This window comes from Anabaena sp. FACHB-595 (assembly GCF_048568275.1).
Lineage (GTDB): Bacteria > Cyanobacteriota > Cyanobacteriia > Cyanobacteriales > Nostocaceae > Trichormus.
On record NZ_CP183473.1, the window covers coordinates 5655967 to 5672090 of the forward strand.

The 16124-nt window shown below is 41.7% G+C and carries 16 protein-coding genes; 5 read left to right on the forward strand and 11 right to left on the reverse strand.

Translation table 11 applies throughout. The features are described from left to right. Nucleotides 1-285: 285 nt before the first annotated feature. The 3 genes from lpdA (at nucleotide 286) to ACN222_RS23725 (ending at nucleotide 3239) form a co-directional block, all read left to right on the forward strand. Complete coding sequence (lpdA, locus tag ACN222_RS23715; RefSeq protein ID WP_010998876.1) at nucleotides 286-1713, forward strand: dihydrolipoyl dehydrogenase; 1428 nt, start codon at nucleotides 286-288, stop codon at nucleotides 1711-1713. A 107-nt stretch (nucleotides 1714-1820) separates the two neighbouring features. Next, nucleotides 1821-2711: an indole-3-glycerol phosphate synthase TrpC gene (gene trpC, locus ACN222_RS23720; protein ID WP_010998877.1), complete on the forward strand. Its 891-nt coding sequence runs from the start codon at nucleotides 1821-1823 to the stop codon at nucleotides 2709-2711. Nucleotides 2712-2990: 279 nt separating this feature from the next. Beyond that, nucleotides 2991-3239 (forward strand): DUF5340 domain-containing protein, encoded by a 249-nt coding sequence (locus ACN222_RS23725; protein ID WP_010998878.1) that lies wholly within the window; start codon nucleotides 2991-2993, stop codon nucleotides 3237-3239. Between the two features lie 228 nt (nucleotides 3240-3467). Here the strand turns inward: ACN222_RS23725 and ACN222_RS23730 are convergent, their stop codons facing one another. The 6 genes from ACN222_RS23730 to ACN222_RS23755 form a co-directional block, all read right to left on the reverse strand. After that, entirely contained in the window at nucleotides 3468-3695 is a 228-nt protein-coding gene (locus ACN222_RS23730; protein WP_010998879.1) for a DUF2949 domain-containing protein, read from the reverse strand. Between the two features lie 504 nt (nucleotides 3696-4199). Further along, nucleotides 4200-4721: a DUF192 domain-containing protein gene (locus ACN222_RS23735; RefSeq protein WP_044522324.1), complete on the reverse strand. Its 522-nt coding sequence runs from the start codon at nucleotides 4719-4721 to the stop codon at nucleotides 4200-4202. 205 nt (nucleotides 4722-4926) lie between these two features. Continuing rightward, nucleotides 4927-5613, reverse strand: a complete 687-nt coding sequence (gene nblR, locus ACN222_RS23740; protein WP_010998881.1) for a response regulator transcription factor NblR — start codon at nucleotides 5611-5613, stop codon at nucleotides 4927-4929. An 82-nt stretch (nucleotides 5614-5695) separates the two neighbouring features. Further along, nucleotides 5696-6613 (reverse strand): NAD(+) kinase, encoded by a 918-nt coding sequence (locus ACN222_RS23745; protein WP_010998882.1) that lies wholly within the window; start codon nucleotides 6611-6613, stop codon nucleotides 5696-5698. Nucleotides 6614-6744: 131 nt separating this feature from the next. Continuing rightward, on the reverse strand, nucleotides 6745-7731 hold the full coding sequence (locus ACN222_RS23750; protein ID WP_010998883.1) for an SDR family oxidoreductase: 987 nt from the start codon (nucleotides 7729-7731) through the stop codon (nucleotides 6745-6747). Between the two features lie 264 nt (nucleotides 7732-7995). Then, the gene (locus ACN222_RS23755) at nucleotides 7996-8100 is read right to left on the reverse strand and encodes a PetM family cytochrome b6-f complex subunit 7 (RefSeq protein WP_010998885.1); all 105 of its coding nucleotides are present in this window, start codon (nucleotides 8098-8100) and stop codon (nucleotides 7996-7998) included. A 273-nt stretch (nucleotides 8101-8373) separates the two neighbouring features. Here ACN222_RS23755 and pdxA point away from each other — a divergent pair, with 273 nt between their 5' ends. After that, complete coding sequence (gene pdxA, locus ACN222_RS23760) at nucleotides 8374-9462, forward strand: 4-hydroxythreonine-4-phosphate dehydrogenase PdxA (protein ID WP_010998886.1); 1089 nt, start codon at nucleotides 8374-8376, stop codon at nucleotides 9460-9462. Between the two features lie 316 nt (nucleotides 9463-9778). Here pdxA and ACN222_RS23765 read toward each other — a convergent pair whose 3' ends face one another. Both ACN222_RS23765 and ACN222_RS23770 read right to left on the reverse strand, forming a co-directional pair. Continuing rightward, a complete protein-coding gene (locus tag ACN222_RS23765; RefSeq protein ID WP_010994426.1) occupies nucleotides 9779-10741 on the reverse strand; it encodes an IS110 family transposase in 963 nt (320 codons plus the stop codon). A gap of 295 nt (nucleotides 10742-11036) precedes the next feature. Then, nucleotides 11037-11387, reverse strand: a complete 351-nt coding sequence (locus ACN222_RS23770; RefSeq protein ID WP_010998887.1) for a hypothetical protein — start codon at nucleotides 11385-11387, stop codon at nucleotides 11037-11039. Between the two features lie 251 nt (nucleotides 11388-11638). Here ACN222_RS23770 and ACN222_RS23775 point away from each other — a divergent pair, with 251 nt between their 5' ends. Further along, nucleotides 11639-12550: a DMT family transporter gene (locus tag ACN222_RS23775; protein WP_044522327.1), complete on the forward strand. Its 912-nt coding sequence runs from the start codon at nucleotides 11639-11641 to the stop codon at nucleotides 12548-12550. Between the two features lie 2 nt (nucleotides 12551-12552). Here the strand turns inward: ACN222_RS23775 and ACN222_RS23780 are convergent, their stop codons facing one another. The 3 genes from ACN222_RS23780 to ACN222_RS23790 all read right to left on the reverse strand — a co-directional run bounded on the left by ACN222_RS23780 (nucleotide 12553) and on the right by ACN222_RS23790 (nucleotide 16047). Further along, nucleotides 12553-14322: a WD40 repeat domain-containing protein gene (locus tag ACN222_RS23780; protein ID WP_010998889.1), complete on the reverse strand. Its 1770-nt coding sequence runs from the start codon at nucleotides 14320-14322 to the stop codon at nucleotides 12553-12555. Between the two features lie 67 nt (nucleotides 14323-14389). Then, nucleotides 14390-15382 (reverse strand): hypothetical protein, encoded by a 993-nt coding sequence (locus tag ACN222_RS23785; RefSeq protein WP_231865489.1) that lies wholly within the window; start codon nucleotides 15380-15382, stop codon nucleotides 14390-14392. A 131-nt stretch (nucleotides 15383-15513) separates the two neighbouring features. After that, nucleotides 15514-16047 carry a protein-tyrosine phosphatase family protein gene (locus tag ACN222_RS23790; protein WP_010998891.1) on the reverse strand — a complete coding sequence of 178 codons (534 nt, stop codon included), beginning with the start codon at nucleotides 16045-16047 and terminating at the stop codon, nucleotides 15514-15516. Nucleotides 16048-16124: the final 77 nt, after the last annotated feature.

Consider the following 16124-nt stretch of genomic DNA (forward strand, 5'->3'; position numbering starts at 1 on the left):
TGCAATTAGGAGATTGGTCAAGTCACTTTGCTCCAATTCAAAATTCAAAATTCAAAATTATAGCCGTCGCCAGTAGTGTTAGGACATCAATAGATGATACAACCTAGACACAAAAAGACTTTTCACCCAATCCCCAATCCCCAGTCCCCAATCCCCAGTCCCCAATCCCCAGTCCCCAATCCCCAATCCCCAATCCCCAATTTAGTAACTTCCACACCTCTAAAGGCTTGCAAGGATGGCTAGACGGGTTGAAAATAGATAGGCGAAGCACACGGGGAAACTAACGTGAGTCATGAATTTGATTACGATTTAGTCATAATAGGCGCTGGTGTAGGGGGACATGGCGCAGCCCTACACGCGGTAAGTTGCGGCTTAAAGACGGCGATTATCGAGGCAGCTGACATGGGGGGAACCTGTGTCAATCGAGGCTGTATTCCATCGAAGGCGCTGTTAGCTGCTTCTGGACGTGTGCGGGAATTACGCGATGCCCATCACCTGAAGTCTCTGGGGATTCAAATTGGTAATGTGGAGTTTGATCGTCAAGCGATCGCTAATCATGCTAATAATCTCGTCTCCAAAATTCAAGGAGATTTAACAAATAGCCTGAAACGTCTGGGAGTCGATATCATCAGGGGTTGGGGCAAAATCGCGGGGACACAAAAAGTCACCGTTACAGGCGATGGTGGTGAAAAAACCATCACCGCTAAGGATATTATCCTTTCCCCTGGTTCTGTCCCCTTCGTACCTCCAGGTATTGAAGTAGATGGCAAAACCGTCTTCACCAGCGACCAAGGCGTAAAGTTAGAAACCTTACCTGAATGGGTAGCAATTATTGGTAGTGGTTACATTGGTTTAGAATTCTCGGATATTTACTCAGCTTTGGGCTGTGAAATCACCTTGATTGAAGCCCTCGACCAGTTAATGCCAGGATTTGACCGCGATATTGCCAAACTCGCGGAACGAGTGCTGATTACACCCCGCGACATTGAAACCAAAGTTGGCATATATGCCAAAAAAGTTATTCCTGGTTCGCCAGTAGTAATTGAATTGGCAGATTTCAAAACCAAGGAAGTTGTCGATGTTATCGAAGTAGATGCTTGCCTAGTAGCGACAGGACGCATCCCAGCTACAAAAAACCTGGGTTTAGAATCTATTGGTGTCGAACTTGACCGCCGCAACTTTATTCCTGTAGACGATCGCATGGCAGTGTTATCAGCAGGTGAAGTAGTACCCCATTTGTGGGCAATTGGTGATGCCAACGGCAAAATGATGCTGGCACACGCGGCTTCAGCCCAGGGCATTGTCGCCGTGGAAAATATCATCGGTAGGGAAAGAACAGTAGACTATCGCAGCATTCCCGCCGCCGCATTTACCCATCCAGAAGTTAGCTATGTCGGCTTAACAGAAACAGGTGCTAAAGAATTAGGCCAAGCTGAAGGTTTTGAAGTCGCCACCAGCAGAAGTTACTTCAAAGGCAATTCCAAAGCCTTAGCTGAAAACGAAGCCGACGGTATAGCCAAAGTCATCTACCGCAAAGATACCGGGGAAGTTTTAGGCGTACATATCTTTGGTTTACACGCCTCCGACTTAATCCACGAAGCATCCGCCGCCGTCGCCAATCGTCAAACCGTCCAAACCCTAGCCCATTTAGTCCACGCCCACCCAACATTATCCGAAGTGTTGGATGAAGCGTATAAACGAGCGATCGTTTAGATAAGGGTATAGGGGTGTAAGGGTGTAGGGGTGTAAGGGTAAAAAGATACTCCCCCTGCCCCCTGCCCCCTGCCCAATCCCAAATCCCCAATCCCCAATCCCCAACTATGCAAATCCGTCGCCGACAACCAAATCCTGCTATCAATGTATCGATATTGCGCTACCAAGTCGCTGTACCAGATGCCAAACCACAACATATTTTGGAAGAAATCGTTTGGCAAAAGGAAGTAGAAGTTGACCAAATGCGGGAAAAGTTGCCTTTGCTGGAATTGCAAAAGAAGGCACGTATCGCGCCACCTACCCGCGATTTTGTCGCCGCTTTAAAACAAGGTAGAACCACACCTGCGTTAATTGCCGAAGTGAAAAAGGCTTCACCCAGTAAAGGCGTGTTTCGAGAAGATTTTGACCCAGTAGCGATCGCCTTATCCTACCAACAAGGTGGCGCTAGTTGTATTTCCGTCTTAACTGATGAAAAGTTTTTTCAAGGTAGTTTTGACAACTTAACTAAAGTCCGCGCCGCCGTAGATTTACCATTACTTTGCAAGGATTTCGTCATTTATCCTTATCAAATGTATTTGGCACGGATTCAAGGCGCAGATGCTGTGTTGTTAATTGCCGCCATCCTCAGTGATCAAGATTTACAGTACTTCATCAAAATTGCTAAGGCTTTGAATATGGCAGCTTTGGTTGAAGTTCATAATCTGGAAGAACTTGACCGTGTATTAGCTTTAGATGGTGTATCTTTAGTAGGAATTAACAATCGCAATCTAGAAGATTTTTCTGTAGACTTACAAACTACTTGTCAACTTTTAGCCGCCAGAGGTAGCCAGTTACAAGAACGAAATATTTTAGTTGTGAGTGAGTCAGGATTACATAACCCAGCAGATTTAAGTTTAGTATCCCAAGCTGGTGCTAGTGCTGTGTTAATCGGTGAGTCTTTAGTCAAACAACCAGATCCAGAATTAGCGATCGCTAACCTATACTCCAGTGATGTTTAAAAGTTATTCTTACAGATGTAGAAACTTATAACCAGAAAAGTAGGTGCTGCAATTCTAGCGGGTGGTGTACTGTCGTACCTATGCTTCTGATTGTTTGAATTCTATTATCTATTGACCGTTAACCGTTGACTATCAAAAGTCAGCAGTTAACAACCTTTATCAAGCTATTTAAATATCAAAAAATATAGTTAATATTTATTTATTGTGTAAAAATTAACTTAATAACATACAACTACGAAGCATCACAAAATCCTTAATTTAACACCACCCATCGACTACATGGAGCAAATTCCCCTACCTTCGCCCATCCATTACGAACTCATACTCCAATTATTAGAAAGGCAAACCATGTCAGCAGTCAGTAAAAACCCTGAATTGCGACATCAAGTAAATCAATTAATTATTACATTAAGAAAAGCGGCAGCCCAGCAAAAACACTTAGAAAATTCTTGTCTAGGTTCTTCCCTATCGGTAGAACATCGTTGGTCAATCAATCATCATGATCAGCAAGTTGCAACTCCCGATTAAAAGGAATTGGGGATAAGGGATTGGGTATTGGGTAGGAAATAATTCTCTCTAGTCCCTTTTTCAAAAAAGCTAAATTAAAAGAGCGAGTTAATCATTCAACTCGCTCTTTTAGCTTGTTTGTATTGAAATGAGTATAACTTACGGGAGCCGAATTTTTGTATCTCAGTCTCGGCACAAGACAGAGCAGTTGTAACATATCTTAATTCTCCTCAACGAGAACTTCATACCTTACGCTGTTTCTAACCAATCATAAATTTTTTCTAACTGCTCTAAGCTAATTAAACCGTACTGCCAAAGAATCATAGGCAAAGGCCCTGGGTCTTGTTCTCGATGGCGTAGTGCCACAGCCAAAGATGCCGCAGAAATTGCTAAATCTTCCTGTAGAAAATGAATTAGCCTTGAATAAGTAGATGGTGACATCTGTAACTCACCTCCTTGTTTAGTCTGAATCGTCATTTAGTGTTTTCCTGTTTCCCTATAACTTTGCAAATATTACTTCACCCGTGAATATACGATGACCGGATAATCACTGGAGCGATTTTTTAAATTCTGCAAACACAGCTATTTTCTAACGAAAACTAGAGAATTATAGCTAATCTTAGCTGTCATTTCATCTAGATGCTTTATTTTGCAGCTGTTAGTTGTTCTGGTCAAATATGTTTTATCTTTTTTTACTTTAGTGTGTCACTTAGATACACTTTTAGTAGCAAAGATTCCATAGCTAATACTGCCTTACAAACAACTAGTAACACTTATGCCAAAAGGAAGATTTTTTGCATAAAGTTTCTCTAGGCTGCGATCGCACTTGAGAGTGTATAGATTGTGTTGTGTTTGACATCATACTAAATAGTAACCGCAGAATTTGCCTTTTACGTATACTTGATATTTTTTTTACGTAAACATCATGAAGTAAAAATCAGGGTTATCTTGCAATGCAAGCCATTGAGAGATCTAATACTGTTAATTACGGTTATTTAAAAACTCAATTTTGATACTATTGCCTGGCTGCAAATTTAACTCGGCTGCCCTGCCTGCACGTAACTCTATGACTGCATCAATAAGTACGTCAGGGCCATAATTAGGACAAGGCTCACTAGGGCAAGGAGGTGCAGCAGCCTGAATATACTTGACTACACCCTTTTGCAAAAACACCATATCTAAAGCAACCGGTACATTCTTCATCCAAAATCTAGCTGGTTGTGGAGAAGAAAAAGGAAACAGCATTCCCCTGTTATCTGGTAAAGCTGGCCGATACATCAGTCCCATTTGCTGCTGTTCTTGTGTCTTTGCCACTTCTAATTCAATAGTTGTGCCATTAGGAACAGTTGCTTTGGCTGAAATTGGTAATGTTTGTCCAGAATTCACTACTAGTGCAGGCGGAGAACTAGCAGTATCTGTAGGTGTTTCGGCTGTGGTTTGTGAAGAACAAGCCATCAGTAAAATACTCAATAGCATCGGAATTAAACTTAACCAACGCATCATACAATTTTTAATTTTGTAATTTAGACTTCGATTTTACAGAAATTAAACGAAAAAGCCCACGCTTCTGGGTTATGTTTTCTGTCACGTTGAAGAGACTGGTTAAATTTGGATGTAGCCTGTCATAAAACAAATATCCCACTTACCTGTAGAAGAGTGGGAGTGCTTAATTATAGAATGTAATTTGCATTACTACAGGGTTAAATTTTTAGGACTCTCTGAGGACGTAACCAACGCCTCGCACCGTTTGAATTAAGCGCTTTTGACCTTCATCTTCAATTTTTAAGCGTAAGTAGCGAATATATACTTCTATGACATTAGATTCACCCATAAAATCGTAACCCCAGACGTTTTCGAGAATTTGTTCGCGGGTTAATACTTCACGGGGATGTTCCATTAAGTACTTTAAAAGTTCAAATTCTTTCATTGTTAACTCGACATTCCGTCCACTGTAAACAGCACGGCGATTAGCTAGGTCTAAAATCAAATCGCCAAAGCGTAACTGTTCTGTGGTATCGACATCGGGTTTCAAGTAGAGGCGAATCAGTCTTAAAAAATCTTCTGGGCGATAAGGTTTAAGAATATAATCATCAGCCCCTGCTTCTAGACAAGCAACCCGATCATCAACTGTGTCCCTAGCCATTAAGACTAATACCGGCGATCGCACTCCAGTATTCCTTAGATTTTTGCACAACGAAAGACCAGATTCGCCCGCCAGCATTCTGTCTAATACAACTAAAGCAGGCTGGCGATCGCGACAGTATTGTAACCCAGTAGTCGCATCGTTCGCCAAAATAGCATCATAACCAGCTTCTTGTAAATCAAAAGACAGTTGATTCGCTAGGCTATCATCAGTTTCGATCACCAAAACACAGGGGCTATGAGTAGCTATCATAAGATTTTGGGATATTTGGATGTTTAATTGTATAGGCAATAAATGGGGAGTGGGGAAAAGGAGAATAACTATTGACTGTTGACTAAGGTAATTCTACCGAAGTTGGTTTAGCGATATGCGGTAGACCCCAACCGAGTTTTTCTCGCAAAATACGGAAAAATTCTGGTGGTTGGAGGCGAATAAATTTGACACTGTATGGCGATCGCTCTAGATATACTCTATCTTCTGGAAAAATATAGCATCCCCCATTGCCATCTACTACCATCACCAACCGGGGAATGTTCACCGGGTAAATATTGACTGGTTCAGTATCGGGAAATACTAAAGCCCTGGAAGCCAAAGAATGGGGACAAATAGGAACGAGCTGCAATACGGGTACACCGGGGGCAACAACTGGCCCACCTGCGCTTAAAGAGTAAGCGGTGGAGCCTGTAGGTGTAGAAACAATTACCCCATCTGCGGCAATATCAACTGGCGCATGACGACCTACAGCAATCTCAAAATGACACATTGACGTTAATGGTTCACGATGCAAAACCATTTCGTTCAAGCATAGAGCTTCCCAAAGTACTGACTCTCCTCGCAGCACTTTGACCGTGAGCATGGCTCGTTCTTCGATTTCATACTCACCTGCGATCGCCTGATCTATAGCTTGGGGTAATTGATTCAGGTAAGTTTCCGTTAAGAACCCCATGTGTCCGGTATTTATGGCCAAAATCGGAATACCGCAAGGCGCTACCTGACGCGATGCGGCTAAAACGGTACCGTCACCCCCCAGCACTATGGCAAACTTCATTTCTGAATCAAACCCAGGGGGTGTCAAACCGTCAATTGGCGTGTGGCACACAGGGCTTTCAGGATTAGAGTAGCCCAATATGCCACCGATACTAGATGTGATAGATACATCCCAACCGGCTGCGGTTAGCTTATCTTTTAACTCGATAGCAACACGACCGGCTACCGGTTTAATGTCGTTGTATATAATGCCTACTTTCGGCACACTCAAATATCCAGGTTTAAGCGACGCTTTGTCTTTTGTAATCGTTACACATTTTGGATCACCAGTCATTAGTTTGGCATCAAAAGTCTATAGTCTATGGTAAAAAACTGTTGATTGCTGACTGTTGACTATTAACTATTGACTTTTTTAAATGGCGTTTTTTTGTCTTTCTGCTTTTTAATTTTAGTTTTCTCGTAATCTAACTGTTTGAGCTTCTTCAGAATCCGGCTGAAATACTCTTGTAAATAGTTTTCTAAAGTAGTACTTTGCTCTTTTTCTAACCCAAAGACTGTGTAAACTTCATCCATTGAAGCATTTAGCGGTCTACCACTAGCCAAAACTTCGGTGAATGCGAGTCTGTCGGCTATATTCCATCCCCACTGAAAGAATTTGGCAAGACCGCGCACGGCTCGTAGTAGGTTGATGGGCATTCGTCTAACTTTCGCTTCTTTGCCAGATAAGCGTTCACATAAGTTAATGATTTCTTCGGCACTCCAGGCACGAGTACCCAATACAGGGAAAGCTTGTTTTTCTGTTTCTGGCACACTCAACGCCCGCACAGCAAACTTAGCAATGTCTAAAGTGTCCATATAAGCGACTGGGGAAGATGCGCCAGTTACCCAAACAGGCTGTCCTTCTAAAATGGGGATGCCATACTGACCGATTAACCCTTGCATGAAGCCGGCCAAGCGCAGAACAGTGTAATTTATCCCAGATTCAGCTAAAAATAATTCTGTACACCGTTTAATTTCCATCAGTGGGACTTCTGGATACTTATCGGCATCAATAATAGAGAAGAATATAAAACGTTCTACACCCGCCGCTTTTGCTGCCTGAATTAGGGCTATTTGTCCTTCCCAGTCTACTTGCTTAATTGTCAGCGAATCTGTAGCACGAGAGGTTGCTGCATCAATTACTGCTGTTACGCCTTCTAGCGCCTCTACCAGAGTCTGGGGTTGACATAAATCTCCTCTTACGAGTTCGGCTCCCCACTCTTTTAAAAAAGCTGCTCTTTTGGCACTCCTGACAAGACAGCGAACTTTATATCCCTCATCGATCGCCCGACGAGCCACTTGTCTTCCTAAGGTGCCAGTGGCACCGACTATTAATAATGTCATGAGGGTTGTAACAAATTTTAAACTTTTATGAAAAGAATCTTAACAGAATTATATCTGTAAATAAAAATTAATGGTTTTTAAGGAACAGAATTGATACTGAAAAAATCACTAAAACAGCGTTTTCTGGTGAGTGCAGCCACACGCGCGGTATGAAGCGCCGGGTGGACTGCGGTAGTCTGCTTCTTCAAAGGAGTACCTGGACAAGCTATTTTGCCAGTGATATTCAGGCTTCTCATCTGTTGAAAGCAGGCAAATACAGATAAATTATTCTTCTGCGCCTTGAATTTTCAATAATAAAGCACCCAAAGCCCAACCTACGAAGATTAAGCCGAAAGATAACAAAGCTGCATTCAGTAGTTCGCCGCTCATTAATGTGATTCTCCTTGACGAATAAATTTTGATTTTTTGGTCTTATCTAGGCACAGGAGTCAGAAGTGCTAAGTAATGTGAGCCGAGTAATTTAGTGTTGAATGATAATTTATTCACCTTCCCCATCTGCTTCTCTGCTCTCCCGCTTTTTTAGCCTCTCACTCCTACTTTTATTGGATTAGACCTGTGTAAATAATTTTAAACTAGTTTGATAGTCAATCCCTACTATTGGGAGATGGAATCAAGCAAAAAATTCTTCTCCAAAGCACTTATATGTACCAATTAAATCAGAATCAGACAGTAAATACACCTCAAAAATATCGCCCACGTTTAGCACTAACAGTCGGAGATCCAGGCGGAATTGGGGCGGAAGTGATTTTAAAAGCTTTGGCTGATTTAGAAATCGGTCATAATTATGACTTAACTGTAGTAAGTAATAAAAATTTACTCCAAGAGACTTATAAACAATTAAGCTCGATGGAAAATTTACTGCCGTTGGCTGATCCTAATTTATTAAAAATTATTGATGTCACTGTTGATAGAGAAACTGCCAGACAGATAAATTTAGGAACTGGTAACGCGGCTAGTGGTGCAGCCAGTTTCGCCTATATGGATTATGCGATCGCCCAAACCCTAGCAGGTAATTTTGATGGAATTGTGACTGGCCCCATAGCTAAATCTGCATGGAAAGCCGCAGGCTACAATTACCCAGGACAAACGGAACTGTTAGCCCAAAAGTCTGGTGTTGAACGCTTTGGGATGTTATTTGTCGCGCGATCGCCTTACACTGGTTGGACACTGAGAGCCTTACTCGCAACTACCCATATACCTTTACGTCAAGTGGCGGACACACTGACACCGCAATTGCTGACGCAAAAATTAGATTTGTTGGTGGAGTGTTTAGAGAAAGATTTTGGCATCACTAGTGGGAGAATTGCGATCGCTGGTTTAAATCCCCACAGTGGCGAACAAGGACAACTGGGAACAGAAGAACTAGATTGGTTAATTCCTTGGCTAGAGTCAGAACGACAAAAACGCCCACATTTCCAGCTAGATGGGCCGATTCCCCCGGATACGATGTGGGTTAAACCTGGTCAAGCTTGGTATGGTAATGCGATTGTGCAGCACCCTGCTGATGCCTACCTGGCACTGTACCACGACCAAGGTTTAATTCCCGTCAAACTGATGGCCTTTGACCGAGCTGTGAATACTTCTATTGGCTTACCTTTTGTTCGTACTTCCCCAGACCACGGAACAGCCTTTGATATCGCGGGTCAGGGTATTGCTGATGCTACTAGTATGAAGGAGGCGATCTCATTAGCGGCTGAGTTGGTTTGTCAGAGGTTACATTTGGAAAAATAATTTTGAATACGTTGCTTATTTAGTTAGTAGCGACTGTCTTGAAAGTCAAGCGATCGTTAACAAAAACCGGGACTCTGAACATTGACGCAACTGGGGAACGCTGCGCTAGATTCTGCGGTGGCTGGTACGGGCAAAAAGACTTGTGGCTCTTGGCTAAGATGGTAGCAGCCCGCACCAGCCACTCCGCTTCGCCGCAGAATCTTCCCCAGTTGCTGGATTTCCCGTGAAGATAAAAAAGAGCATCAAAAATTGACCCAAATGCGGCAATAGGATCATCAGGGAGAGTATTTCCAAGTATAAAAACGGTCAATTGTGATTAAGCGTTGGGAATGGGTTGTAAGTTGTCAGTAACACGCCAAGGTAAATTATCCCGAACCATTGCATTTAAAATGACTAACATTTTATGAACGCAAGCAGTGAGAGCTAATTTTTTCGATTTACCACGTTCGACAAGACGCTCATAAAAGGCCTTGATAACCGGATTATGACGCATAGCAACAACAGCACCCATATAAAGAGTGGCACGAACATGAGCGCGACCGCCATTAATCATGCGCTTACCTTTGTGTTGACCACTATCATGATTGATAGGTGCAACACCAACTAAGCGAGAAATTTGTTTGGCAGTGAGTTGACCGAGTTCTGGCAAATCAGAAACCAGAGTTGTCGAAATAACTTGGCCAATACCAGGAGTAGTTTTGAGTAAATTAACTTTTTCAATCCATTGTTGATTGTTTTGAGTTAATTGCTCAATTTCTTGATTGAGTTGTTTGAGACGTTCGTCAAGATATTCAATGTGTGCTTCAATATCTGCCAATGCTTTACCACGGGCGCGTGAGCGTCGATTTTTTTCAGCAGTTTGCATCTCAACTAATTGTCTTCGACGACTAATTAATTCTCCTAATTGACGAGATGCTTGTGACTCAATGTTTAACACTTGAGGTTTCATTGCTTCCCCAAAGTGTGCCAATATTTGTGCATCGATAGCATCTGTTTTGGCGAGTTTACCAGTGGCTTTGGCAAAATTTCGTCCTTGACGTGGATTGATTAATGCTACTGGTAGCATTGCTGCCTGTAGTTGAATGACCAGTTCTGTTTCTAATCCTCCGGTTGCTTCTAGTACGATGAGGTTCAAATCATAAAATTTTAATTGTTCAACTAAATTAAATATTTCTAGTTCTGTATTAGCAAACTTCAATGCTTTACCGATGGGACGGATATAAACATCGAGGGTCGCTTTGCTCACGTCAATGCCTACCCACACAGAGATGTTTTCCATTTTTGAATCTCAACTATTTTGTCAAGAAGTTTTTAATTCATCCCCTTGATTTCACTCATCCTTGCCCGATGCGGACTGTATACTTTAAATGTCAGTAGTTTAAAGCTTTGACCCCGGCGACTGTTCGAGTTCTGTCAAAGAGATTGTTGTGGTGACCCATGCTACAAAGCGGTCTTTAATGACCTAGGGTGCGACGGTCTACCACTTCTTTTAATATACAAGGGTGCGCTACTTGCAAGAAAACTTAGCTGCACCGAGAAATTGCTCACCCTACAGATACTGAAATTTTTTGTACCTACCAGTTTTTACCTAATAGAGATTCAAATTCAGCTTGTAATGCAGTAATATCGGCCAATCTAGCTACAAGTATATTTTCATTACCACCATCAGTTAATCTGGTTTTCCAGTAACAAATACTTTCGGAATTGTTCATCCAAAACTGTACAACAGTATCTAATACTTGCTCAGTGTTCCACCCCCATTTTAATGGTACTGGCTCTACAGTTTCTATCAATGCGTCAAGTGTACATTTATGGCTACCTAAATATTCTATGCCTGGATGATTTGATTGCTCCTTAATTTGCTGCTGGTGACTAAAAAATTGCCAAACAGGAGATACACCAACAATATCAAAAGTATATTTCATGCTAGTATTCCCAGTGGTTAGTTAGTTTTACGTAACGTACATATTTTGAAAATTAATTATGTGGGCAAAATCATCTATGCCTTATCCATAAATACAGGAATATTTGCCTATTTATCCAGATTAAAATCGTCTTTTATATTTAGCACTCTCTAGGTTTGAGTGCTAAAAAGATATGCTATTATTTGGGGTGTTATTAAATAGTTTCAGGCATAAATTTAGAGGAGTATTTTATTTTTAATAATTATTTAACTTTGCCGTTCACGGATGGTAAAGGTGAATTAGCGGCCTTAGTTGCTGCTGGTTTGTGGGCGATCGCTTCCGTACTGTATGGAATTGTAGGGCAAAGGATTCCGCCGCTACAGCTAAACTTGATCAAAGGAATCGTGGCGATCGCCTTTTTTTCCCTGACTATTTGGTTAACAGGCGAATCCCTATCTACTTCTAACCACACACCGATTTTGCTCCTTTGTTTGAGTGGTGTTGTTGGTATTGCTTTAGGGGATACGGCTTTTTTGACTGCGGTCAATCATTTAGGGGCGCGTCGTGTTTTACTCATCGGCACTTTAGCCCCTCCCATGACAGCGATCGCCGCCAATATTGTCCTCCAAGAACAGTTAAATTTCCGCGCTTGGTGTGGGATTTTACTGACTATTATGGGGGTGGCTTGGGTAGTAACAGAACGGGTTCCCGATACAGGAGACAGGAGAGTAAAGGATAGTCTTTTAATCCGGGGTCTTGGCTTTGCTTTGCTCGCAGCAATTACTAATGCCACAGGTACAGTAATCTCTCGTGTCGCATTTGCCACTGGTAACGTTACACCTTTGTGGGCGGCTTTACTGCGATTATCTGCGGCTGAGTTAATTTTGGTGGTAGGGATATGGTTGAGCCACAAACATCAAATGTCGTCCTATGCTTACAGAGAACCGTGGCGAATTATATTTATTAGTTGCTTCGCTTCTTTTTGCGGTACATATCTAGGAATTTGGCTACAACAGACAGCTATTAAACTCACAGATGCGGGAGTTGCTTCTACACTGATGCAGACTAGTCCACTATTTGTTATCCCCCTGTCCCTATTTCTAGGTGAAAAAGTGAGTTGGCGAGCGATCGCCGGGGTGATAATTGCGATCACCGGTATTGGATTATTGTTTTATCTCAAATAACTTCATCTACCATTGATTTGCGGCTGCCAAACTCTGATCGTTTTATCTTTAGCGCTACTTACTAGGATTTGCTTTGCAGGGTTGGCGGCGATCGCTAAAATCCAGTCTGTATGTCCAGATATGGTGTCAAGTAATTTTCCCGTTTGCATATCCCAGATTTTGAGCTTATTGTCAAGGCTGCCACTGACGAGGGTTTGTTCATCAATTCCCAAATTCAGAGTTACCACTCGTGAAGTATGCCCAAGCAAGGTATGTAGTAATTTACCTGTGGGCATTTGCCAAATCTTAATGCTTTTATCCCAACTACTGCTAGCCAGCATCTTACCATCACGGCTGAAGACCAACGCTCTTACTGTGTCCTGATGTTCGGTGATTGTGTGGAGGCATTCCCCTGTATATAAGTTCCAAATTTTGATCTTTTTATCAATGCCACCAGTAGCAAAAGTTTCCCCATCGGGACTCATCGCCACAGAGAAAATCCGACCTTGATGTCCCTTAATTGTGCGGAGTAGTTGTCCTGTGGGAAAGTTCCAAATTTGGATACTACCATTTTCGTGAGCAGTGACCAGTGTTTGTCCATCGCTGCTGATAGCCAGTGACCAAATACCACCAGCATGAGAACTCAGAGTTCTTTTTATCCTTAATCTCTGGAGATTCCAGATTTTAATTGTCTTGTCTGCACTCCCACTGATCAAAGTCTGGTCATCTGGGGTGAGAGCGATCGCCCGTACTGTATCGGTATGTCCTTGCAGTGTGGTTGTAACCTTTGCTGTTTCTAGATTCCAAACTTTAATAGTTTGATCTTCGCTAGCACTCACTAAAGTTTGTCCATCTTTGGTGAGTGCAACAGACCAAACCGAATCTGTATGACCAAATAATGTGTTAGTTAGGGTAGTACGTTTCTGGGCTAAAGTCGGATTTGGCTTGGGGATAGGTTCGGTAACTTTTTGGACAGTCGCAGCAAAAGGGGCGACTTTGAGAAAATAGTTCAAGGTGAGTAGAGAAGCAACGGCTGCTATTGTCCCCAGCATGAAAGTTAACTTTCCAGGGAAGGGGAAAACAGCTTTTTGGCTATACGTGAGATGAGTTTTAGCTACCAGCATCTGATCATCGTCTTCCGCTATCCTGAAAGCCAGAGGTAGTTCTTGCTGGATGATGGCTTGATTGGGGGTGGTAGGGGTGTCTAGTAAACGTATTTTCTGTTTACTAACGATCAGTAAATTTCCATCGGCTATGGAAGTATCTTTTATTTCATCCTGGGGCGCACAGACAAATAAATTGAGCAATTCTTCTTGCTTTAGGGCAATTTGGCTTTGCTCAATCACCTGTCTAGAAATTTTTACCCCAGCACGAGTAGGTTGGTAACTCCATAAGTTCTGAGTCACCAAGCTTTCTAAAGAAACTGGGAGATTTTGCCTGTCTATGATGGTTAGTGGCCCAGTACACAGACAAATAAAAATGTTTTCGAGTTGGCGGGGATGTAGTTTGCCTGCTAAATAGTAACAAAGAAAATAGGGAACATCACTGCGACCAAAATCATCCAGCCCATCGTTGTATAACCAACCAAACAAGTTATGCTCTGAAGTTACCTGAAATAAGTATGCAGATCTATATCCAGCACTGGGTGGGTTATAGGCATCCCAATACTGGTAAACCACCTTTTCTAAGAAGGCTTGCTGAATTTCCGGAGGAACTTCTTTACTCGCCACGGTTCTCAATCCCGCGATAGCAAAGCTGGTATATACAAGTTGACCTAAATGTAAAGGGGTCATACTACGAGGGCAGGGGAAAGAGAATCTGATCTTTTATTAAATTTGGAAACTGGGAAATTTTATCAAATTAATATTGTTTAATTGGGTTTGATGGTTGTTCTATGGTTGGTGCTTGTTGGGGAATAGATGTTAATGATTTGAAGGATAGGAAAAGTGATGCGATCGCCCCTAGTAAAATAGCACTTACCAAAGATACAAGTAAAACTTCCTTGGAGCTTTTTGGTCGTGGTATCCATGCAATAAATGACTGCTGGCTCGGTTCATCTGTCAAATCTTCTTGTGGTGGATAAATTTCCACATCGTTGAGATTTGATAACAACCACAGTAAGGGACTAGCTGCGCCTTTAGCTTTGAGACTGGAAACACCATCTAGAGAAACAATAGGAATAGCAGAATAAAATTTTTGATAGGTAGCTTTCAGGGAATCAAGATAGGTAATTAGTGGTTGCAGGTGCTGATCAATTTGTAGCAGGGTTGATGGATTGAGTTCGAGCAGATCGCACTTAGTCAAAATCAAGGCGAACGCATACTTAATATTATACTTGTAAACTACAGAGGCGATCGCTGCTACTTGGTTGTAAATATCCTCTAGTAAGTGCGGGTAATTTTGATCATTAATCAGAGCATTGGCATTAATGAATACACAGCAACCACTAGAAGTGAGGATCATTTCCTGAAAGTCAGGATTATGAATATTACAGGACTCACCAGGAATATCCCACCAACGAAAGTTGCACACTGTTTCCACACTTGAGCGAATTTGACGCTTCAAACTAAAGTTAAAATTAGTAATCTTAATTGTGGGAGGTGGGTAGAGATTGGTACGAGCAACGTGATTTTTAATATTTTCCAGGTTTGCTTGCACTTCCGTATCTTGACAATCAAACCACAACTTCTGAGGAGTATTCGTTTGACTATCAGGACTTAATTCTGTATAGCTGCCGGCGAGGAAAACTGTTTTGCCAACTCCTCGTTGACCAATACTTAAAAGACTAAATGTTTTGGGGGTAGTTGCAGTCGCTAAATTCATATCATCACCATCACTGTAATAATTATTCAATATTTTGTTGTGCTATGGAAATTCTAGATAATTTGCAACATTCCCAGAAATGACATCCTAGAAATAGGCAATATCAATCACTACAAAAATATATAATTCTTTAGATTTAGTAGTTAGTTAATAACTACAACTCACGTTAAGATACGACAATTATTCAGCAGAAAATCAAGTTCTTTCGCAACTGTTAAGGGATTTTTACCCTGGAATACAGAAGCGATTACGGCTTCATAAGGATTTCTTCCTGTACGTTTGACGGCGGCTATAGCATCTTGATTTGTAAATCCTCTACCGCAAACTAACCACGCAGCTAATACATGGCCAGTACGTCCAATGCCACCAGAACAGTGAACCACAACTTTTTCCTTGAGTTTGTCTGCTTCTCTTAAAAATGGTAGTATTTTCTCTGTAAGAGTTGCTAAATCAGCTAGATGAAAATCAGCGATCGCTGCCAAACAAACTTGTTGATTGCCGAATTCTTGTTGATATGTATTTAAAAGATGGGAGTAAGTAGCTAGTTGTTCATTAGACAGAAGACAACACACTCGTTTTATATTTTGCTGCCTCATAAACTCTATCCAATTGCATACTTCTTGGTCTGAGTAACCAGGACGGGCAGCACCAAATACAATTGTTTCTTGTTCGTAAGCAGGGGCAAATTTGTACATTCCAGCTATTTACCAACTATCTGAAAGTAGAGGCTAGACTAGTATATTGTTTTAAATAAAAATTTTCATATAGTTTG